22 protein-coding genes are annotated in these 22,699 nt (G+C 41.4%); 3 read left to right on the plus strand and 19 right to left on the minus strand.

Annotated elements, in window-relative coordinates; translation table 11 throughout:
- Positions 1-70: 70 nt before the first annotated feature.
- Positions 71-1,270 (plus strand): BaiN/RdsA family NAD(P)/FAD-dependent oxidoreductase, encoded by a 1,200-nt coding sequence (locus tag ACINWC141_RS18835; RefSeq protein WP_009393942.1) that lies wholly within the window; start codon positions 71-73, stop codon positions 1,268-1,270.
- Between the two features lies 1 nt (position 1,271).
- On the opposite strand, the gene ACINWC141_RS19945 is transcribed toward ACINWC141_RS18835, so the two are convergent.
- The 3 genes from ACINWC141_RS19945 to ACINWC141_RS18845 form a co-directional block, all read right to left on the minus strand.
- Complete coding sequence (locus tag ACINWC141_RS19945; protein WP_009393885.1) at positions 1,272-1,442, minus strand: hypothetical protein; 171 nt, start codon at positions 1,440-1,442, stop codon at positions 1,272-1,274.
- 128 nt (positions 1,443-1,570) lie between these two features.
- A complete protein-coding gene (locus ACINWC141_RS18840; RefSeq protein WP_009393900.1) occupies positions 1,571-3,256 on the minus strand; it encodes a mechanosensitive ion channel in 1,686 nt (561 codons plus the stop codon).
- Between the two features lie 221 nt (positions 3,257-3,477).
- Positions 3,478-3,711 (minus strand): hypothetical protein, encoded by a 234-nt coding sequence (locus ACINWC141_RS18845; RefSeq protein ID WP_009393909.1) that lies wholly within the window; start codon positions 3,709-3,711, stop codon positions 3,478-3,480.
- A gap of 290 nt (positions 3,712-4,001) precedes the next feature.
- Between ACINWC141_RS18845 and ACINWC141_RS18850 the strand changes: the two genes are divergently transcribed.
- Positions 4,002-4,421, plus strand: a complete 420-nt coding sequence (locus ACINWC141_RS18850) for a hypothetical protein (protein WP_009393815.1) — start codon at positions 4,002-4,004, stop codon at positions 4,419-4,421.
- Positions 4,422-4,469: 48 nt separating this feature from the next.
- Here the strand turns inward: ACINWC141_RS18850 and ACINWC141_RS18855 are convergent, their stop codons facing one another.
- Positions 4,470-5,231, minus strand: coding sequence for a ferredoxin--NADP reductase (locus ACINWC141_RS18855; protein WP_009393896.1), 762 nt, complete (start codon positions 5,229-5,231; stop codon positions 4,470-4,472).
- Positions 5,232-5,317: 86 nt separating this feature from the next.
- On the opposite strand from ACINWC141_RS18855, the gene gigC reads away from it, so the two are divergent.
- Positions 5,318-6,202, plus strand: coding sequence for a LysR family transcriptional regulator GigC (gigC, locus tag ACINWC141_RS18860; protein ID WP_009393857.1), 885 nt, complete (start codon positions 5,318-5,320; stop codon positions 6,200-6,202).
- A 208-nt stretch (positions 6,203-6,410) separates the two neighbouring features.
- Here the strand turns inward: gigC and ACINWC141_RS18865 are convergent, their stop codons facing one another.
- From ACINWC141_RS18865 to ndhC, 15 genes are all read right to left on the minus strand, one after another.
- A complete protein-coding gene (locus tag ACINWC141_RS18865) occupies positions 6,411-6,704 on the minus strand; it encodes a cold shock domain-containing protein (RefSeq protein WP_009393933.1) in 294 nt (97 codons plus the stop codon).
- Positions 6,705-6,821: 117 nt separating this feature from the next.
- Positions 6,822-7,457 carry a uracil phosphoribosyltransferase gene (gene upp / locus ACINWC141_RS18870; RefSeq protein WP_009393950.1) on the minus strand — a complete coding sequence of 212 codons (636 nt, stop codon included), beginning with the start codon at positions 7,455-7,457 and terminating at the stop codon, positions 6,822-6,824.
- Positions 7,458-7,557: 100 nt separating this feature from the next.
- Complete coding sequence (gene nuoN, locus ACINWC141_RS18875; RefSeq protein WP_009393750.1) at positions 7,558-9,054, minus strand: NADH-quinone oxidoreductase subunit NuoN; 1,497 nt, start codon at positions 9,052-9,054, stop codon at positions 7,558-7,560.
- A gap of 2 nt (positions 9,055-9,056) precedes the next feature.
- Positions 9,057-10,655 carry an NADH-quinone oxidoreductase subunit M gene (gene nuoM / locus ACINWC141_RS18880; RefSeq protein ID WP_009393954.1) on the minus strand — a complete coding sequence of 533 codons (1,599 nt, stop codon included), beginning with the start codon at positions 10,653-10,655 and terminating at the stop codon, positions 9,057-9,059.
- A 1-nt stretch (position 10,656) separates the two neighbouring features.
- Positions 10,657-12,546, minus strand: a complete 1,890-nt coding sequence (gene nuoL / locus ACINWC141_RS18885) for an NADH-quinone oxidoreductase subunit L (protein ID WP_009393870.1) — start codon at positions 12,544-12,546, stop codon at positions 10,657-10,659.
- On the minus strand, positions 12,543-12,851 hold the full coding sequence (nuoK, locus tag ACINWC141_RS18890) for an NADH-quinone oxidoreductase subunit NuoK (RefSeq protein ID WP_003653467.1): 309 nt from the start codon (positions 12,849-12,851) through the stop codon (positions 12,543-12,545). Before nuoK ends, nuoL begins: the two co-directional genes overlap by 4 nt.
- Positions 12,851-13,369 (minus strand): NADH-quinone oxidoreductase subunit J, encoded by a 519-nt coding sequence (gene nuoJ / locus ACINWC141_RS18895; protein WP_171061991.1) that lies wholly within the window; start codon positions 13,367-13,369, stop codon positions 12,851-12,853. Before nuoJ ends, nuoK begins: the two co-directional genes overlap by 1 nt.
- A complete protein-coding gene (gene nuoI / locus ACINWC141_RS18900; protein WP_004794319.1) occupies positions 13,369-13,911 on the minus strand; it encodes an NADH-quinone oxidoreductase subunit NuoI in 543 nt (180 codons plus the stop codon). The genes nuoJ and nuoI overlap by 1 nt, the downstream gene beginning before the upstream one ends.
- An 18-nt stretch (positions 13,912-13,929) precedes the next feature.
- A complete protein-coding gene (gene nuoH / locus ACINWC141_RS18905; RefSeq protein ID WP_004703499.1) occupies positions 13,930-14,946 on the minus strand; it encodes an NADH-quinone oxidoreductase subunit NuoH in 1,017 nt (338 codons plus the stop codon).
- A 3-nt stretch (positions 14,947-14,949) separates the two neighbouring features.
- Positions 14,950-17,634: an NADH-quinone oxidoreductase subunit NuoG gene (nuoG, locus tag ACINWC141_RS18910; protein ID WP_009393855.1), complete on the minus strand. Its 2,685-nt coding sequence runs from the start codon at positions 17,632-17,634 to the stop codon at positions 14,950-14,952.
- Between the two features lie 11 nt (positions 17,635-17,645).
- Complete coding sequence (gene nuoF / locus ACINWC141_RS18915; RefSeq protein WP_009393863.1) at positions 17,646-18,977, minus strand: NADH-quinone oxidoreductase subunit NuoF; 1,332 nt, start codon at positions 18,975-18,977, stop codon at positions 17,646-17,648.
- The gene (gene nuoE / locus ACINWC141_RS18920) at positions 18,974-19,483 is read right to left on the minus strand and encodes an NADH-quinone oxidoreductase subunit NuoE (protein ID WP_003653477.1); all 510 of its coding nucleotides are present in this window, start codon (positions 19,481-19,483) and stop codon (positions 18,974-18,976) included. The genes nuoF and nuoE overlap by 4 nt, the downstream gene beginning before the upstream one ends.
- 13 nt (positions 19,484-19,496) lie before the next feature.
- Positions 19,497-21,284, minus strand: coding sequence for an NADH-quinone oxidoreductase subunit C/D (gene nuoC, locus ACINWC141_RS18925; protein WP_009393828.1), 1,788 nt, complete (start codon positions 21,282-21,284; stop codon positions 19,497-19,499).
- Between the two features lie 84 nt (positions 21,285-21,368).
- Positions 21,369-22,046, minus strand: a complete 678-nt coding sequence (locus tag ACINWC141_RS18930; RefSeq protein WP_002120034.1) for a NuoB/complex I 20 kDa subunit family protein — start codon at positions 22,044-22,046, stop codon at positions 21,369-21,371.
- 6 nt (positions 22,047-22,052) lie between these two features.
- Positions 22,053-22,604, minus strand: a complete 552-nt coding sequence (gene ndhC / locus ACINWC141_RS18935; RefSeq protein WP_009393853.1) for an NADH-quinone oxidoreductase subunit A — start codon at positions 22,602-22,604, stop codon at positions 22,053-22,055.
- Positions 22,605-22,699 lie beyond the last annotated feature (95 nt).

A 22,699-nucleotide genomic window follows, 5' to 3' on the forward strand; every position in this document is an offset into this window, starting at 1 on the left:
TAGCATGACTAAGGCTCAGCATGATAGTATATGCCCCTTTTAAATTTTCACGATTAATCGAGAATCTCTTATGTCTAACAGTCATGTCGATGTCATTGTCTTAGGTGCAGGTGCTTCTGGACTCATGTTGGCTGCACATGCTGCTAAACGCGGGCGCTCGGTTCTAATTTTAGAAAAAGCCAATAAAATTGGTAAAAAGATTTTAATGTCAGGCGGCGGTAAGTGTAATTTTACCAACCTGTATGTTGAACCTGAAAACTATATTTCTCACAATCCGCACTTTGTTATTTCTGCCCTGTCGCGTTATAGCAACTGGGACTTTATCGGTTTGGTATGCGATTATAAAATTGCTTATGAAGAACGTAAACACGGGCAATTATTTACGCTAAACGGCGCTAAAGAAATTTTAGAAATGCTTGTGAGTGAGTGTAATAAAACTAAAAATGTGGATATGCAAACCCATTGCGAAGTTAGTCAAATTACACCCTTAGAAAAAGGTGGATTTTCACTAAACACCAATCAAGGGCATTACACTTGTGATTCTTTAGTTATTGCCACTGGGGGCTTATCAATTCCAACACTAGGCGGTTCTGGTTTTGGCTACGAACTGGCACAAAAATTTGGACATCAGGTTTTCCCAACTCGTGCAGGTTTAGTTCCATTTACTTTTTCAGATCATATTAAAGAAGTCACCACACGCTTAAGTGGTAATGCCCTCGATGTAACGTTAAGCAACTCAAAAAATAGCTTTACTGAAGCGTTATTATTTACCCACCGTGGCTTGAGTGGACCAAGTTCTTTGCAACTTTCGAACTATTGGAATTCAGGAGAAAGTTTTAAAATTGACTTTTTCCCAAGCCAAGATTTAGCAACCTATTTAAAAGATAAAAAGAAAGCACAGCCTAAAGTTTTATTACGTACCCTTCTTAATGAGTTTACTGCCAAAAGTATTATCCAAGAGTTACAACAACTCATATGGCCAGAGCAGAGCGAAACAGCGATTGGTAATATCAGTGATGCACAGCTAGATCATATTGCCGAGCAATTACATGGCTTTGCAGTTAAACCCTCTGGCACAGAAGGATATCGTACCGCTGAAGTTACTTTAGGCGGAATAGATACAACAGAAGTATCTTCCAAAACCATGGAAAGTAAAAAGCAGAAAGGGCTATTTTTTGTTGGCGAAGTGCTCGATGTTACGGGACATTTAGGAGGTTATAACTTCCAATGGGCCTGGTCTTCTGCCTATGCTGCTGCCCAATATGTATAAGCTAATTTGAGTTTTTTGAACTATTTGAAGCGGTCTCGGCATCTCTTGGCTGAGAAGTAGTTTGTTTTGAGCTTTCCGACTTACTAAATACAAATTTATAAGCACTCGCTAAAAACCCTACCGTAATTCCGGCAATGACAATTGGTGCTAAAAAACGACCTGGTTTTTTCATCGTATTTTCCTCACTTATTTGTTTTTATAACGGTCAAAAAAGAACGACCACTCAATATAGAGTGGTCGAACTTATCACAAAAATCAAAGATTTTTTGTACGGTTTATCTGAAAAATAGTTTAACCCCCTTAAATTTCATCATTTTCGCCTGTAGAGCCAAACGGTTTATTCACTGGCGGTTGTGCTGGATTTACTTGCGCAGAATCAGCCGGTTTTGCATCAGATGAAACTGTTGATGGTGGAGTCGTTGGTGTAGATGTAGTTGTGGCTGGAGTAGATGTAGTTGTAGCCGGAGCCGCACTACTCGTACTAGAAGGTGGTTGATAAAGAGGATTTGGTTGATTCGCTTCTTTTTTAGCTTTATCCAGCAAGTCAGTTAAAAGTCGTTCTGCTGGTTGGCGACCACCTAAACCGAATGCAAGAGCGAAAGCTACTGCAACCGCACCTAGAGTCAAACCAAATGCAAGATTAACAATTGAATCGGCAATACCCATCGCTCTTAAACCAAGCGCAAGTACAAGACCAATAATTAAGACACGAACTAAACTGCCTAACCAACGTGAGCTATTATATTCACCACGTTGAACCACATTCGCCACAACATTTGCTAGCCAGAAACCAATTACTAAAATTACAGCGCCTAATAGAATGTTTGCACCGAAATGGATAAACATTGCAATGAGACCACTGATTTGGTCGAAACCAAGACGATCCGCTGCTTCAGATACTGCAAAAAGCATGGTAAAGAATACGATTAGGCAGCCGACAGCGCTAGAAACTTTAGTTTGGCCTAAAAAGCGTTGTATATCTAATTTAGCAGGAATTTCATCAACCCCAGTCCCAGCAATTAACTCTGCGACCAAGCGTCCAACAAAACGAGAAACTATATAAGCAACCAGTAAAATTAAACCAGCTGCAATAATGTTTGGAATTGCCTGCAAGATTTCATTCAACATTGCTGTCGCTGGCTGAGAAATTGTCTCAATACCTAAAGCTTCGAACGCTACAATCAATGTTGTAATGATGATGATGGCAAAAACAAATGAACCTAAAAATTTGCCTACATTAGAGCTTTTGAAAAGCCCAATTTTTTCAGCTTGAGCTTGAACACCTAAGCTATTAATTAGACCTTCAACAATACCGCGTACAATTTTTGCCAAGATATAACCAACAAAAATGATAACGCCCGCAATAAAGATATTTGGTAAGAAAGCGACTGCTTCATTTACCATATTCTGAACTGGAATGAGTAAGCCTGTAAGTCCTAATATTGAAAGAACAATCGGAAGGAAAAGTAACAATACAAGCCAGTAAAGAATCTCACCAATATTTTGGCTAATTCCACCTACACCCACTTCATTACTTAATTTATCATCGAGTTGGGTTCGGGATAAAACATTGGTAATCCCTGCCCGCACCAGTCGAGCAACGATCCAACCAATAAAACCCACCACGACAGCAGCAATAATATTTGGAATGTAAACAAGTACCTGATTCACCATATTACTGAATGGACCGCTCACTCCACTAATGTTGAGCACATTGAGAGCCGCTACAACAGCTAAAATTAAGATAAACCAGAATACGACCTTGGAAATCAGACCCTCAATATTTGGGGCTCTGCCAGTGGCTGAGGATAGTTTTGCATTGGTATTTACTTTTTGTAGTAGCTTTTTCACACCTGCCGCTACCAATAAAGCAATTATCCAACCTACTAATAAGATCACTATTGCAGCCAGAATAGGATGAAACTGATCCCAGTAATACATTGCATCAAATTGAGCGCCGCGAGGCCCATCAAAAAATTCATTCATATTGTTATGTCCTCAATTGTTCTGTTCTTTTCAGTGTTATCTCTAGGAAACACCATTCGTTGTAAAAAATGACGATGAATGCGGTCTATCTCACATTATGTTTTGAATATTTTCTAATCAACACACTTCTGCACAAATACAACAAATTGATGCAAAAGGTTGCAAAAAAGCCTTCAGGTTTACACCTAAAGGCTTGATATTAAGATAAACTGATTCGTTTATTACCCCGTATAGGACTTTAAATTCAAATCAGAACTACCCTTAATTACATGTGGTGTGGTCTCATATTGAAAAGCGCCTTCTTCTTTTGGAGCCTGGCTGTGGTCAGCAACCATATAGACAATAAGCGCAATAAGAAAAAGCCCAACAATAATTAAAATGTAAACTGGCAATCTTCTTTTTTTCGCAGTTTCTTCAGGACTCGTCACATGAGGTGGTTTTGAAAAGTCATGCATCTTCTTTCCCCTCTTCTATTATCATTAACTTTATATTCATGATAGCAATTTGCTTTGTTGCATTGTGTGAAAAAGCATTATGCTAAGGTGTCTAAGGTTGCAAAACTCTACTTTTAAAATATCAAAAATAGTATAAAATTTGCGCACACCAATTTAGACGATTAAAAATAATTTCTAGTTATTTATGAGCTTCGGCTATGTCCTATTTGTAATACAATATGTTTTAGCGCTTACTTTTTAGAAAATAGGCTATAATAAGCCCCCTTGTTTTAAAGCTACTCTATTTTATGATGTATCGTCAGCAAAACGTAACTCTTGATCTCGACACTGACGTCACACATCAATGTTATCTACACCAGACAAGAGACGAACATCTCATTGGTATTATTGAATTTAATAAACCAAGTTATGAGCTCAAATGGGGTGATCTGGAGTATTTTCGTCGTCGCACTGAAGAGTTTTCAGTCATGCCATTTCCCGATTGTATTAATGCCATGATTGTTGATATTCGTAATATCAATATTTTTCTGGACAATGAAGTTCCAATTTTACCTTGGCGTTTACTTGAAGAAGACTGTCCTGTTCGCTTAGTTGTTCCCCAAGACCGTTTAGAACATTATGCGGGCCTTTTTGAACCTACTTGGCTTTCAAGTGATGTAGATAGTGCAATTGCCGAAATTCGTGAATTTATGGATATGTTTGTCCATTAATAAACATATCCATAAAAATAATTTTAAAGTTCTTTTAATTGTCGTTTGTTACCAGTAATTTTCTACCGCAATATTTCCCTCACCTCGACGATTCATCGTCAAACCACGTCGTTTTAAAGCCTCTTTAGTGTCATCTACCATTTGCGGATTTCCGCAAAGCATGACATGGCTTGTGGCAGGGTTCAGTTCTATACCAGCAGATTTTTCTAGTTCACCATTTTCAATTAGAATCGGCAAACGATCATGTAATGGCGCAGATGGATCACGGGTAATAATTGAAATAAATTTAAAACCGTCGTGCCCCTCTCCAAAAGTTTCAGCAATCTCTTGAATACGATCGACATAAGCCAATTCAGCTGCAGTACGGACACTGTAGACCAAATTAATCTTTTGATAATTAGACCAAGTTTCAAAGTCTTGTAGCATCGATAAAAATGGAGCTAAACCTGTACCTGTTGCCAGTAACCATAAATCATGCGGTAAAGGCTGTTGATAGCGAGCTAAGGTCAAATAGCCATAAGGTATTTTTTCTAAGTAAAGCTCATCATCTACTTTTAGATGTTGAAGATTTGAAGTAAATGCACCATCTGGCACTACAATCGAAAAGAATTCAAGCGTTTCATCAAATGGTGAAGAGACAACCGAATAAGCACGGACAACAAGCTCCTCTCCAACTTTCAGCCCAATACGTGCAAATTGCCCAGCCGTAAATTTAAAATGTGCAGGGCGAGTCATGGTGAAACTGAAAAGAGTTGGGGTCCAGCGGTGTACAGATAAAACTTTTTCTACGCTAAATTTTTCAATTGACATGATTTCAACGTGGCATGAAATAGTGCGCTCATGTTAGCATGACAGCCGAAATAATGAATACTTTTAAACGTTAAGGCTTTTTAAACATGCGCATGACATTACGCCAGTTGGCTGTTTTTGTAGCAGTCGCTCAAGAAGGAACTGTCACTAAAGCCAGTGATGCGGTCAGACTGACGCAAAGTGCAGCAAGTATGGCTTTAGCAGATTTAGAGGATGGCCTTGGTGCGCCTCTATTTGATCGTTTAGGTAAACGATTACAGCTTAATGATTTAGGTCGTTTTCTATTGCCTCAAGCATTAGAAATATTAGGTCGCTGTGAAGCTTTTGAGCAAGCTGCAAAAGGTGAATTGCAAAGCATTGATTTACGTATTGGGGCCACTTTAACAATTAGTGATTACCTCATGCCAGATTTAATGGCAAACTTTTTACAGCATCATCCTAAAGCACATTTGCAATTACAGGTGGGCAATACACGCCAAATGATTGAAGCAGTTAATCAATTCCAACTTGATTTAGCTTTAATTGAAGGATCATGTCATTTACCTCAGCTCCAATGTATCCATTGGCGTGATGATGAGCTTGCAGTATGCTGCTCCCCAAATCATCCATTAGCACGCTTAAATAGACCTTTAACAGCTCATGATTTTCTTCAAGTCGAATGGATTTTACGTGAAGAAGGTTCAGGAACGCGTGAAGTGTTTGATAACGCTATATTGCAAGATTTACCAGACGCTAATATCCGCCTAACCTTAGGTCATAATGAAGCAATCTTGAAAATCGTTGCTGGTGGTTTAGGAATGTCTTGTATCTCTAAACTCGCTATTGAACCTTTAATTGAAAAAGGACAACTCGTTATTTTAGATACACCATTCTGGCAACTGACCCGCCCGCTTTACATGCTGGTACACCGACAAAAATACCAAGGTCCTGGCCTCAAAGCATTCTTACAGTTCTGTGAAGATCAGGTTTAAGACCTGATCGTCTAGTGCCATCTTGAGTCATTCTCACATGGCTCGGCATTCTTTTCATTTCATTATTTATGACTTCAGAATAATTAAGGGAAGCTAACGCCTCCCTTAATTTTGCATTACTTACTTGTTCGAAACGTTATCAACAATCTTCTCTGTCCGTCACAGCTAAACTCGACAACAAGCTAACCTTGAAGATTGAGAGTCTCTATTAACGTCGAAAATGTGATAACAACTCTGACGTGATCGCTTTATTATGATCGGTGATTTTATTTTTTTTGGTTTTCGCAGGATTTGGGTCAACACGTTCAATCTTGATCGCTTTAAATTTCCCCTGATTGTCTGCCGCAAGAAATCTCACTTTTTCATTTCTTTTCGGTTCACCTTCGGATGCAGGGAAATCAGAAATATGAAAGAAAATATCTCCTTCAGTGGTCGAAATAAAACCAAATCCTTTTTCAGGATCATATTGTTTAACTTTTCCGGTATAAAATTCTTGCTTCATGATCTTTACCTACTTTTTCAATACTGTCGTTACAGCAGAAAATTAAAAAGAGACTTTCAATCCGCCCTCAAAAAGTCTACAGATTGATCAAGTCTCTTTTTATTGTTATTTCAAAAATTAGTCTTTTTGGACACTACCAAAAATTTTATCGCCTGCATCGCCTAAACCAGGAACAATATAACCTTGTTCATTTAAGCCATTATCAATAGATGCAGTATAAATCTGCACATCTGGATGAGCTGCTTCAACTTTAGCAACGCCTTCTGGTGCAGCAACTAATACCATAACACGTATATCTTTACAGCCACTTGCCTTTAATACATCAATGGCCGCAACTAATGAATTACCAGTTGCCAGCATTGGATCGATAATCATTGCAAGACGATTAGCGACATCTGGAACTAATTTTTTATAATATGTACGAACTTCTAGGGTTTCTTCATTACGCTCAAGACCTAGAACACTGACTTTTGCACTTGGAATTAGATTAAGTACACCCTCCAACATACCAATGCCTGCACGTAAAATCGGTACAACCGTTATTTTTTTACCAGCAATACGCTGCGTAGTAACAGTTCCAGCCCATCCATTAATTTCACAATCCACAACTGGTAAATCTTTTGTTGCTTCATAAGTCAACAACATAGTCACTTCCTGAGCTAGCTCACGGAAATTTTTAGTACTGATGTCAGAACGACGTAACAAACCTAATTTATGACGAATAAGTGGGTGACGAATTTCTTGAATGGCCACAGATGTTACCTAAAAATATAAAAACGTATTTATTATAATCTTTTTTTAACGCCCAATAAAAAAAAGCCTCCAGTTTTGGAGGCTTTTTTGTACATCGGGATTATTGTTGTTGTGAAAGCATGAAATGTAATGGAGATAAAATTTCTGCTTTTAATGCCAAATTAATCATTGGATCTGGGTAAACACCCAAAATAATAACTAATGCAGCAGCAGCTAATACCATTAAACCACCTACTTTTTGACCCCAGTGAGCATCAGCATCAATACGAGGAGTTTCAGGTGGTGTCATATACATGACAACCATCACACGTAAGTAGTAGTACAAACCAATACCACTACCCACAATAATCATTGCAGCTAGGAACCAGTGCTGAGTTGTTACAGCAGCCATTACCACCAAGAACTTACCAATGAAGCCCGCTGTTAATGGAATACCAGCCAAAGATAACATCATGACTGTTAAAGTTGCTGTAAGTACTGGACGACGCCAGAACAAACCACGGTAATCTGCAAGACTTTGTGCTTCATCTACGTTGTTATATGGGCTAGACATTAACGCTACCGCACCAAAAGCACCGATAGTTGTTAATACATAAGACACCACATATACAGTTACGCTACCCAAGCTCGCATAAGTCATGCTGATTAAAGCAATTAACAAATAACCAAAATGAGCAATAGATGAATAACCAAGAATACGTTTTAAATTAACTTGACGAACAGCGAGTAAGTTACCAACTAAAATCGACAATACGGCAATGATTGTCAAAATAGTTACTAACGAGTTCACCATAATTGCGCCTGAAGCAAGCATATAGCGCACGAACAAACCAATTGTTGCAACTTTAGCAGCTGTCGCCAAGAAAGTTGCCATTGGCGCTGGTGCACCTGCATATACATCTGGTGTCCATTTATGGAACGGCGCAAGCGATAATTTAAATGCAACAGCAAAGATAATGAGTGCTAAACCTAATAACACCATTGGCTGTTTGATTGCGCTAAATAAAGCCTGTACAGAATCATAGAATGAAAGTGAACCAGTATATGCATAGATGTATGCCATACCCATCAACAACATTGCAGAAGCTGTCGCTGAAAGTACAAGATACTTAATACCAGCTTCAAGTGAACTACTACGTTGATAAGTATAAGCAAGCAAACCATATACAGGGATCGACATTAACTCAAGGCTAATGAAGAACGATGCATAATGAGAACTTGCAACCATCAACATTGCACCTGCTACTGAAGCAAGTAACAAAAGATAGAGTTCTTCGCGGTTGTCTTTATAGGTTTCGATGTAAGCGTGAGACAAAGTACAACAAGCCAATGCCGCAATCAAAATCATAAATTGATAGAACATGGTAAATGGATCAACCATAAACATGCCCATCACATTTGCCGGTACAAACTTACCGCCAAATACTGCAAATAAAATATAAAGTGCAGCGAGGTTTAAACCAACAACAGAAGCTGTTGCGATTAAATTATGATTACGCTTAATTGAAATTAACAGCATGACAACAATTGTTGTCAAAGCAACAATCATCACCGGAGCTAAAGGCATAAGCGTAGAGAGTGATACTGTGAAGTTCATGATTATTGGATCTCCACATGGTCAAGTTGAGTAGCTGTTTGCTTAACAGTTTCAACGACTTCTTGAACTGGCATATAACTATTGACAAACCACTGCATGCTTGAATGAGATACATCCAAGAATGTTTGTGGGTAGATACCAAGCCAAACGAGACCAATCGCACAAATCATCAAAATACCAACTTCACGAGCAGATAAGTCTTTTAGTGGACTAGTGTAATGTTGCTTTTGTTCAGGATTTGGTTCACCAAACAAAGCACGGTGAATCAAGATCAAGCCATATAAACCTGCAAATACAAGGCTGATAGAAGCAAGAATCGTGAATACAGGATATTTATTAAATGAACCCATCAAAATCAGGAATTCACCAATAAAGTTACCTAAACCTGGTACACCAACAAGAGCAGCCACGAAGAACATCAAGAAAAATGGCAAGTACTGAAGCTGGCCACGAAGACCACCCATTAAACGTAAGTCACGTGTATGTAAACGTTCGTAGATTTGACCAGACATAATGAACAATGCAGCTGATGACAAACCATGTGCCAACATCATGATCATTAGACCTTGGAAGGTCAAAATGTTACCTGCGTAGATCGCAAGTAAAATAAAGCCCATGTGTGAAATCGACGTATACGCAAGTAAACGTTTCATGTCAGTTTGCTGGTAAGCACACCATGCGCCGTAGAAAATACCAATCAAACCGAAAATAATCGCAATATCTGCAAACTGAGCAGAAGCTGTCGGGAAGAATGGAATAACAAAACGAAGCAAGCCATACGCAGCTGTTTTAATCAAGATACCCGCCAAGTCTACAGAACCTGCTGTAGGTGCTTGAGCATGCGCATCTGGTAACCAACCGTGTAATGGGAATACTGGTAACTTCACTGCAAAACCAATGAAGAAACAGATCATGAAACCGTATGCTAAGCCAGGTGGTAAGTGGTTCGCTACAGCTAACAAATAGTTGTAATCGAAACCAATCATTCCTGTCATCATGTAGCCATAAACTACAAGACCAAGAATACCGATTAACATCACTAAACCAGCGATTTGCGTGTAAAGGAAGAACTTAGTTGCTGCGTAAACACGTGAACGACCGTTTGAACCTTTATGACCCCATAACGCAATCAGGAAGTAGATTGGTACAAGCATCATCTCCCAGAAGAAGAAGAACAAGAACAAGTCAATCGCTAAGAATACACCGATAACGCCACCTAAACTCCATAAGAGGTTTAAGTGGAAGAAACCAACGTTCTTTTGAATTTCGCCCCATGAACAACCAACAGCAAGTACACCAAGTAATGCTGTTAGTAAAACCATGAGTAAAGATAAGCCATCCACAGCTAAGTGAATGCCGATACCGAGTGATTGAATCCACGGTAAATAGAACTCAGCAGACCAAGTTGGGATTTTTGAACCCATCTCATAGGTATAAGTTCCACTTTGCCAAAGTGCAAGACCTAAGCCCAAAGTAATGAGCATACCGATTAAGGCAATCCAGCGTGGCAAAGTTTTGTCGAGCTTATCGACTAACCAACAAATAAAACCAGCAATGAATGGAACAAGAATCAGCGCGGGTAAAATTAAATTGTTTTCCATTTTATTTCCCCACTACCTGAATAACGATCAAGATCATCAATAACACCACTACACCGAGTGACATACTTGATGCGTATTCACGCAATGAACCGGTTTGACGTGAGCTTGTAAAACTATTTCCGCCTTTCACAAGTGCAGGAAGAACTAACCACAAACTGTCAATCGGATCACGGCCAAAGATTTTGGCGAAGAATAAATAAGGTTTAACAAAAACGATGTCATACAATGCATCAAAACCAAAAGCGGTACGGCAAATATGTGCCAGACCTGCACCCAAACTTGTTTGAGCAAATGATTTCACTGCACCATAAGCAAATGTAAATAATGCTATACCAACAACTAGACCAACTAGCGCAATTCCTACTGCTAAATGCTCTGCTCCATGCATGCCTTCTACAAATTGTTCAGCCACATGGAATTCAGGAATTTTTGCAGTATTAAGAATACCTGCTACAGGTGCTTTTAATACGGCACCAACAAAAGTAGATAGTACAGCTAAAATACCCAATGGAGCCCAGTAAGTTGCGCCTTTAATTTCATGGTAAGGCGTGTTTTCTTGACCAAAGAATACAACCCAGATTAAACGGAATGTATAGATTGAAGTCAGGAATGCACCTGCTACACCCACCCAATATAAGGTGTGATATAGAGCAATTGATTGACCTTGTACCCAAACTTCACCAAGAATCGCATCTTTAGAGAAGAAGCCAATGGTCAAGAATGGAATCGCTGCTAATGCACCGCCACCAATCGCGAAACAAGCAAACAGGAATTTGTTACGTTTGAACAAGCCACCCATTTTGAAGATGTTTTGCTCGTGGTGGTAAGCCAAAATCACCGCACCAGAAGACAAGAATAATAATGCCTTAAAGAATGCGTGAGCCAACATGTGGAACAAGCCAGCTTGATAAGCTTCCGCACCTACAGCCATAAACATATAACCCAACTGACTCATTGTTGAGTAAGCCAAGATACGTTTGATGTCTGTTTGAACGAGTGCAGCAAAACCTGCAACTAACAAAGTCACCGCGCCAGTTACTGAAATGAATTGCATCACTTCAGGAGCAAGTTCAAATACGCTAAATAGACGGCAGCATAAGTACACACCAGCTGTTACCATTGTTGCAGCGTGGATTAATGCAGAAACAGGTGTTGGACCTGCCATTGCATCTGCCAACCATGTTTGCAATGGAATTTGAGCAGATTTACCTGCAGCACCCAAGAACAACATTAATGCAGTCCAGATCGTAAGTGACGAACTCTTCGTCATTACTTCTGCTGCGTGTTCAACGATGTACTGAGTATTTAGCGTACCAAATTGTTGGTAAAGCAAGAATAAAGCGATAAGTAAGAATACGTCACCTACGCGGGTCACTGTAAATGCTTTGATCGCAGCCCAACCATTTGCAGGGTTTGCATAATAGAAACCGATAAGCAAATAAGAGCAAAGACCTACGCCTTCCCAACCTAAGAATAACAACGCCAAGTTGTCGCCTAATACAAGCACAAGCATGCTGGCAACAAACAGGTTGAAATAAGAGAAGAAACGCGCATAACCTTCTTCACCGCGCATGTACCATGATGCAAAGATGTGGATTAAGAAACCAACACCCGTCACCATGCCCATCATAAGTAAAGATAAGCCATCTAAATGTAAGCTAATGCCCGGTGCAAAACCGCCAACATTGAACCACGTCCACAAGTTTTGAACAAAAACTTGCTGACCACTTGTGGTAAATGCCATGCCAGCAATCAGAGCAAATAATGCAGATAAACCTACAGAACCCACGCCAATAATTGCTGCAACATTTTCAGAGAGTTTGTCTCGTCCCGCCGCCAATAAAATAAAACCGATTAGCGGAAATAATACTGTTAGATATAAATAACTCATCCGCGCATCTCACTAGCAGCATCTACATCCAAATGATGGAAGCGATGATAGAACTGAAGGACAATCGCAAGACCGATACATGCCTCTGCTGCTGCAAGGGTCAAAATCAGAATGAACATCACTTGTCCATCTGGTTGTGCCCATACGCTACCCGCAAGAACAAATGCCAATGCAGCAGCATTCATCATGACCTCAAGGCTCATTAACATAAATAATAGGTTACGTCGCACCATTACACCGTAAAAACCGAGTGCAAAAAGGATGGTTGCAACAATCAAACCATGTTCTAAAGGAATCTGGCCCATTATTCTTTTTCCTCTTCTGCACCTGGTTCACGTTTACCTAAGTGGTATGCTGCAACAAGGGCTGCAAGCAATAACATCGCGGCAACTTCAACCAATAGTAAATAGTGAGTAAAGAGTGCTTGACCCACTGCTTTTGGTCCAATCACTTGTGCCCCAAGTGGTGCTGAAATTGTGGTGTATTCACCACCAAGCATCCAAACCAAAAGCAAGCCGAGTAAGAAACTCATGAGTGCTGGATATGCCCAAGCATCTGAAGAAAGCCATTTACGTTCTTGCTCAACGGTGTGTTGACCTAAATTCAACATCATCACCACGAAGACAAACAGAACCATAATTGCTCCGGCATAGACGATGATTTCAAGAGCACCTGCAAAAGGCGCCCCCACGATCATGAAAATACCAGCAACAGCAAGCAATGAAACAATTAGACTAAGTAAAGCGTGTACAGGGTTCGTGTTAGTCACTACACGAACCGTAGAAACGATGGCCACGAGTGCCATCAAATAAAACGGCCACATCATGGTAATAGACTCCGTACATCGATTGGTGCACTTTCTTTTTGTGCTTGACCTTTCTCTTTACCGTTAATTGCCATACCCGTTACACGGTAGAAGTTGTAGTCTGGGTATTTTCCCGGACCTGAAATGAGTAAGTTTTCTTTCTCATAAACAAGGTCTTGACGTACGTATTCGCCTAACTCGAAGTCTGGTGTGAGCTGAATCGCAGTTGTTGGACAAGCTTCCTCACACATACCGCAGAAAATACAACGTGAAAAGTTGATACGGAAAAATTCCGGATACCAACGTCCATCTTCTGTTTCTGCTTTTTGTAGTGAGATACAGCCAACCGGACACGCAACCGCACATAGGTTACATGCCACACAACGCTCTTCCCCATCTGGGTCACGCGTCAACACAATACGACCACGAAAGCGTGGCGGCACAATCTGTTCAGCTGGTACTTCTGGATATAAAATCGTGTCACGCTTACGCGTTACATGGCTAAATACCATAAACAACGAACGTACAATCGATCCGAATCCAGCTAGAAATTTATACATTTTGTACTCCCTGCTGTCCTAGGCCTGATTCATCAGAATCACAGCACCAGTCACTAACAAGTTGACCAACGCCAATGGCAAACAAATTTTCCAACCAAAGTTCATGACTTGGTCATAACGTGGACGCATTAAAGAACCACGAGCCAAAACAAACATCATTACAAAGAATGCTGTTTTAATCACAAACCAGAATACTGGCGGAACAAATGGAATTTCTAAATTGAATGGTGCTAACCAGCCACCGAAGAATAGAGTTACGATCAATGCAGAAATAAGTACCACGTTGACATATTCAGCAACGAAGAACATACCCCATTTCATACCACCATATTCAACATGGTAACCTTCAGCCAATTCTTGTTCTGCTTCTGGTTGGTCAAATGGATGACGGTGAGTTACCGCAACACCAGCAACCACAAAAATCAAGAAACCTAAGAATTGCGGAATGACAAACCAAACATCACGTTGTGCTTCAACAATTTCACGAAGGTTAAATGAACCTGCAATTGCAACCACACCCATCAATGAGATACCCAAGAACACTTCATAAGAAATGGTTTGAGCAGCCGAACGTAAACCACCAAGCAATGAGTATTTGTTATTTGAAGCCCAGCCACCAAACAATACTGCATAGACTGCAATACCAGCCATTGCCATAAAGAACAGCAAACCGATACTCATGTCGGCAACACCCAGTGAAGGACTCACCGGGATGACCATGAATGAAAGAACCGCTGTTGCCATTGCAACAGCTGGTGCTAAACGGAATGTAAGTTTGTCAGCAAATTTTGGTGTCCAGTCTTCTTTGAACATGATCTTAAGCATGTCGGCAACGATCTGGAACATACCACCAGGACCAACACGGTTCGGACCATAACGGTCTTGCCACCAAGCAAGTAAACGACGTTCAATAAAAGACATCAACGCTGCAACTAAAACAACAACAAGCAAAATCACAACTGCTTGAACTACAGCGTAGGCGATAGGCCAGTTCTCAGCCCAAAGTGGCGTTTGACGTATAATTTCTTGATTCATGAATTACACTCCTAAAGCCACTGAAACAGGCTCAGCTAGTGACACCATTGGTGCTAAACCAACTGGGTAACCAATATAACCTGTAGGTAAATATTCAATTACTTGTACAGGCAAGCTCACACTGGTTTCGCCTGCTTTTACTGTAATGCGTTGACCTTCTTGAAGGTTCAAACGAGTTGCATCTTGTTCGCCCACTGCAAACATAGCTTCTGGAATACGAGTTTCCATTGCAGGTGTTTTAATTGTGAATTCACCAGAACCAAAAATATGATGCATTGGTACTAAGCGGAAGCTTTCAGGATTTGCAACTACAGGCACTGGAGCAACATAGCTACGTGCAGGGCGTTTCGCCAAGCGATCGAATAAACGAACACCTGAATCACCACCTTTTAAGTGACCACCCACTTCATCTTGGTATTTGTTCCAAGATTGTGGAGAGTTCCAGCCCGGAGCCCATGCAAATGGTACTAATGATGATGCTTTTTGCGGACCAACATAACCTTCCATTGAGAATGTTAATGCTGAATCTGGATCGGTAGGCTGTTTCGGTTCATGAACCGATAATGGCGCACGCATTGCTGTACGACCTGAATAACGACGTGGTTCACGCGCAATTTTCAAACCATGTACACGGTAACCTGCATCAGGTGCCACATCTTGAATTGCTTCAAGTACTGGTACATTTTTCACGATGCTTTCAATTACATCGTCAAGCAATGTCCAATCTACAGCCTTACCTTTAATGCCAGTTTCAATGGCATGTAACCAGCGCCATGATTCTTTAATTGCATATTCAGGCTTGTAGTAACTTGGATCGTAAACTTGATAGAAACGCTGTGCACGACCTTCTTGGCTTACAACAGTACCGTCACCCTCTGCAAAGCTTGCTGCTGAAAGAACGATATCAGCCAGTTTCACAGTTTCAGTTTCACTGTGATCAAGCACGATTACTGTTTCTGCTTTATCAAGTGCAGCTTTTACTTGAGCAGCAGGTAAACGACGGAACAAGTCATTTTCAACAATAACAAGTGTGTCGTAGTCTTGAGCAAATGCTTGTTCAAGGCTTAAGCCACCAAATAATGCCAAGCCCATAGAGTTCACTTCAGGAACTACAAGACTTAAACCAGCTTTAGCACCTAAGTTCTGAGTTAACTCAGCCGCAGCTTCCATAATAGAAGCATCTTGCAAACTTGTGCCTGCAATGATTAATGGTTTGTTTGCTGCTTTTAAAGTGTCAGCAATGGTTTGAGCAAATGCTTTTGCATCGTCATCTAAACCAGTTACTACGTCACCTTTCACTGCTGCCGCTACGGCAAAGCCTAAACGTGCAATATCATTTGGAGAAGCAACCACTTCACCAGTTGCAACGTCGGCAAGACGAGTTTGAGTTGCAGCCAAGATATAGATTGGAGATTTTGCTTCTTGACCAATACGTTGTACAGGTTCAGCCAACCAGTCTGGGGTACGTGTTTTCGCAGCCATTTCGCGAGCTTTGTTTTTCGCAGCTTGACGAACAGACAATGCCATACGTGGAGCAGTTTGAGTCAGGTCTTCACCTAAAATCAGAACAGCATCATAGCTTTCAATTTCACGCATGTTCGGATTGTAAATACCCTCGGTTTGCATGATAGACGCAGCAAGTTCAACAAGTTTTTGCTCTTTTTGAGCAACACCAGTTGAATAATTTGCCTGACCTACAAGCTCACGTAATGCGTAGTTTGATTCCAAGCTTGCGCGCGGCGAACCAATACCTAAAACTTTTTTGCCTTGAAGCTTCGCAATCGTTTGATCTAAAGCTTGATCGACAGAAACAGTTGCAACAGTTTCACCGTTACGGAACTGCGGCTGACGTGGACGGTCTGCACGGTTTACATAACCTGTGCCAAAACGACCTTTGTCACAAAGGAAGTATTGGTTAACCGAACCATTGAAACGGTTTTCTACGCGACGGATTTCACCATAGCGTTCACCCGGAGAAATGTTACAACCAGAAGAACAGCCTTGACACACGCTTGGTGCATACTGCATGTCCCATTTACGGTTATAACGCTCTGAATGAGTCTTATCAGTGAATACACCTGTTGGACATACTTCAGTCAAGTTACCAGAGAATTCAGACTCTAAAGTACCTGATTCTGGACGACCAAAATACACACGAGATGCATTGGCAAACACACCGAAGTCTGTACCGCCTGCATAATCTTTGTAGTAACGAACACAACGGTAACAAGCAATACAGCGGTTCATTTCATGTGCAATGAATGAGCCGAGTTCTTGGTTGTAATGCGTACGTTTGGTAAAACGGTAACGACGACGATCATGACCAGTCATCACAGTCATATCTTGTAAATGACAGTGACCACCCTCTTCACAGACTGGACAGTCGTGTGGGTGATTCGTCATCAAAAATTCAACAATAGACGCACGGAAATCCGTTGCTTCTTTGTCTTCAATCGAGATATAGGTATTGTCAGATGCTGGTGTCATGCATGACATGACTAAACGACCACGCGTATCTTCTGGATTCGCATATTGCGTAACAGCACATTGACGGCAAGAGCCCACCGAACCTAAGGATGGATGCCAACAAAAATATGGGATGTCGATGCCCAGACTCAAACATGCTTGTAGCAAGTTTTCCGAGCCGTTGACTTCATACGATTTTCCATCGACATGAATTGTAGCCATAGTCGAATTCCTTAAGCTTGTTCTACGTTGCTGGTTTGCACGACAGGACGAGTCGTCACTTTCGCTTCAAACTCACCACGGAAATGTTTGAGTGCGCCCATAAGCGGCTCCATCGCACCTGGTGCGTGGGCACAGAAAGTTTTACCGATCCATAATTTACGAGTCAATTCTTGTAAATGGTCGATATCTTCTTTCTTACCTTCGCCTGCTTCAAGTGCTTTAAGCGCTTTAACAGCCCATGGCAAACCATCACGACATGGCGTACAGAAACCACATGATTCACGCGCAAAGAATTCTTCTAAGTTACGAGTGAGCGATACCATGCATTGAGTTTCATCTACGACCATCAATAAACATGTTCCCAAACGAGAACCTGCTTTCATAATCGTGTCTGCATCCATTGGTAAATCAATGGTATCTGCTGGTAAAAAGTCAGTTGAAGCACCGCCTGGTAACCATGCTTTGAGCTTTAAGCCTTCGCGCATACCACCAGCATGATCTTCAATCACTTCACGTGCAGTTGTACCAAATGGCAATTCCCAAAGACCAGGGAATTTCACTTTACCTGACGCACCATAAATTTTAGTGCCTGGATCTTTTGATTTACCTGCTGATAGGCCGATATACCACTCTGGACCACGAAGCATAATTGCTGGCAAGTTGTTATAAGTTTCAACGTTGTTCACAATTGTTGGACGGCCCCATGCTCCTGCAACTTGCGGGAATGGTGGCTTGGTACGAGGGTTAGCACGACGGCCTTCAAGCGAGTTAATCAATGCAGTTTCTTCACCGCAAATATAACGCCCTGCACCCGTATGTACATGCAGATCAAAATTCCAGCCAGAATCTAAAATATTTTCGCCTAAATAACCTTTAGCACGAATCTGTTCTAATGCATCATTTAGATATTGAGCTGCCTCGATGTATTCACCGCGGATAAAGATATAACCTTGAGTTGCCTCTAAGGTATAGCCCGCAATTAACATCCCTTCGATCAATTGATGTGGAAGTTTTTCCATCAACAAACGGTCTTTAAAGGTACCCGGTTCCATTTCGTCGGCATTACAGATCAAGTAACGAGGACCACCATCATTTGGTGCCATTAATGACCATTTAATACCCGCTGGGAAACCCGCACCACCACGACCTTTTACAGTTGCAGCTTTAATGACGTCTAACACTTCAGCAGGTTTCATGCCTAATGCTTTTTTAAAGCCAGCATAACCTTCAAGTGCTTCGTAATCATCAGCACTACGTACCGCTTCTTGTTTGCTTAAACGCCAAGTGAGCGGATGAGTTTCTGGATTACCGTCGCCATAAATTGGTTTTGGTTCAGTATTCATACATACTTCTCCAATAACTGTTTAATTGATGTCACTTCGACTAAACCGTGAGTATCTTCATCAATCATTAAAGTTGGGCCTTTGTCGCAGTTGCCGAGGCAGCAAATTGGAAGTAGTGTAAAACGACCATCTGGTGTCGTCTGACCATACTGAATTCCTAATTCACGCTGGAATGCTTCAGCAAGTGTTTCTGCACCCATTAAGAAGCAAGCAATTGAGTCACAAAGCAAAATCACGTGACGACCTACCGGGTGGCGATAGATACGGTTGTAAAATGTTGCAACACCTTCCAAATCAGCAACACTCATCGACAGCAACTGTGCGATGGCATTCATCTGAGCGTCATCTACCCAACCATTACGGCGCTGTACACACTTCAATGCATCCAAAGAGGCTGCACGAGGGTATGGATAGTGACCAATGTGATGTTCGATGTCGTGAATTTCTTCCGCAGTCAAAATCCCTTCAACATTCACACGTGGCTTTTTATCAGTCAAAATCATCATTATGTGTTACCTCTTAGCGATCCACGTCAGCCATAACCACGTCAATGGTCGCCAGATAAATGATTAAGTCAGATACCAAACTTCCGTTAATCACTGAAGGCATTTGCTGCAAGTGAGTAAAAGTCGGTGTACGAATACGAGTACGATAACTCATCGTCGATTTATCTGAAGTCAAGTAATACGTACTTGCACCTTTAACCACTTCAGTCATAAATGATGACTCGCCCGCTGGCATGACAGGACCCCATGAAACGCTCAAGAAGTGCGTAATCAAGGTTTCAATATCTTGTAATGTCTTATCTTTCGGTGGTGGAACAGCCAATGGATGATCCGCTTTATATGGACCAGAAGGCATGTTATCCAAACACTGTTGAATAATTTTTAACGACTCAGTAATTTCACGGAAGTGAACGAGTACACGTGCATATGCATCGCCTTCATATTCAACTGGCACATCAAAATCGAAGTTTTCATAGCCACTGTATGGACGATATTTACGAACGTCAAAATCGATACCTGTCGCACGTAAACCCGTACCTGTCACACCCCATGCGAGTGCAGACTTGGCATCGTATTGTGCAACGTTACGCGTACGACCAATAAACACAGAGTTTTTCAATGCTGCTGTGTAGTATTCGTTTAAGCGTTTAGGCATCCACTCTAGTAACTCTTTAACAAGTTTTTGCCAGTTATTTGGAAGATCGTGTGCTGTACCACCAATACGGAACCATGCTGGATGCATACGGTAACCCGTGATTGCTTCAACAATGTCGTAAACTTTTTGACGGTCTGCGAACATATAGAATACTGGTGTCATACCGCCGGCATCCTGAATTGCCGTACCACAGAACAACAAGTGGTTATTAATACGGAACAATTCGTTCAACATCACACGAATGACTTGAGCACGTTCAGGAACTTTGATTCCTGCCATTTGCTCTACAGCCATCACATAAGGCATGTTCTGAGCGCAACCACCTAAGTAGTCCACACGGTCTGTATAAGGAATGAAAGAATGCCATGTTTGACGTTCAGCCATCTTTTCCACACCACGGTGGTGATAACCAATATCAGGAACACAGTCCTTCACTTCTTCGCCATCTAACTGCAATACAACACGGAACGCACCATGTGCAGATGGATGGTTAGGACCTAAGTTAAGGAACATAAAGTCTTCATCAGCGTTACCACGCTTAAGACCCCAGTCCTCTGGCACAAAACGTAAGTGCTCTTGTTCAAAGTCTTGTTTCGCTTTGTCCTGCATGTACGGCGTATATTCTGTCGCACGTGCCGAATATTCTTTACGTAATGGATGACCTTCCCAATACGTTGGCAACAAGATACGACGGAGCATTGGATGCCCTTCGAAATTGATACCGAACATATCGTAAGCTTCACGTTCATACCAGTTGGCATTTGGCCAGATATTGGTCGCTGTCGGAAGGTTAAGATCATTTTCGTTCAAGGCAACCTTGATACGAATGTCACTATTACGCTCAAGCGATAATAAATGATAGAACACAGTGAAGTCAGATGCTGGTAAACCATCACGATGAACACGTAAGCGTTCATCCATCGCAGATAAGTCAAACAGCATTACATATGGACGTTCCACTTTACGTAGGAACATAAGGACTTCTTGCACGCGTGCGCGCTCAACCCAGACTGTTGGAAACTCTTCAAAAGTCGCCTGCACGTAAAAGTTCTCACCAAATTTGGTTTTGAGTTCTTCTACGATTGCAAATGCTGGGCGTGAATCAACTGGTGTTGACTCTGGCATAGCAATGTCAGTTTCAGCCATTGGCTTGGCTTCCTATTTAATACAAATTCTGTCAATTTTCTCGATGAACATATCGGTTAGATATGTCAAAGCACCGTCAAAAAATTATTTAATCTCATCCATAGAGCGTAAGTTTTTAACGGCAATACGCTCTGCATTCTTACGGTCACGTTCTGGCATCATCTTTGGCTTATACACTGGCTGAAGATCATCACCGATCACGGCAGAAAGCGGGCGTCGCTCTAATTGAATCTGGTCTTGTAAAAGCATTAAAGCTTGAATTAATGCTTCAGGACGAGGCGGACAACCTGGGACGTACACGTCAACAGGAATAATTTTGTCTACACCTTGTACTACTGAATAGATGTCGTACATACCTCCAGAGTTTGCACAAGCACCCATCGAGATGACCCATTTAGGCTCTAACATCTGTTCATATAGACGCTGAATAACTGGTGCCATTTTTACGAAACAGGTTCCTGCAACAATCATCAAGTCAGCTTGACGAGGTGAAGCACGGATAACCTCTGCGCCGAAACGTGACAAGTCATGCACACCTGTTAAGGTCGTTGCATACTCAACGTAACAACATGAGGTACCAAAGTTAAATGGCCACAAGGAGTTTTTACGCCCCCAGTTTACTGCTGTATGCAAGACATCCTCTAAACGAGTCATGAATACGTTTTTATTCACTTCCTCTTCTAGTGGATCTGTCACGATTTGACGTTCTTGCAATGGGTATTGATCAGCATCCGGATTCGCGCGGGTCAGAGTATATTTCATCCCGACTTACTCCTTTTCAGATGACAATGCAGGTGTATTTTTTGACTTAACACGACCTGATGATTGAGCTGGAATCTGGCCTGTAGGGTCAGTTACGAGCTCTTCAATAGAGTTAAAGCGTGTAATTTCAGCAATGTTCATTGTTGGTGAACCGATTTTAATCGCCTCACCTGCTGATTTACGGCGATCTGCTGGTGACCAACTTAAAGCACCCACAGAGAAGGCATAAACAAGCGCAATCAATAAATCAACGACAAAGATCACAACAGTGGTATATCCCAACCACCCTACTTCACGCACAGAAGTAGACCATGCATAGAGGTAAAGTGCCTCTAAGTCGAAGACAACAAAGAAAATTGCAACTAAATAGAACTTTGCAGACAGGCGAATGCGAGCGCCACCAGCACTCACGACACCCGATTCAAACTGCTCTTGCTTAGCACGCCCCCACGATTTCCCCCCGAGGAGTAAGGGAACTGTGAGCATAAAGACGCAAAGAAATGTAACGCCGATCACGAAGGCGATAATCGCCCAGTCGTATGGAGTAATGGCACTCATGCGGGGATAACTCCTGGCAGGCCTATTATTTAACAAAGAATGTATGTATTGGCCTTCAAATACACCAAACACAAAATTAATCCCGCCAATTGTAC

Origin of the sequence: Acinetobacter sp. WC-141, from assembly GCF_000313935.1 — a bacterium.
In the GTDB taxonomy this organism is placed as follows: Bacteria; Pseudomonadota; Gammaproteobacteria; order Pseudomonadales; family Moraxellaceae; genus Acinetobacter.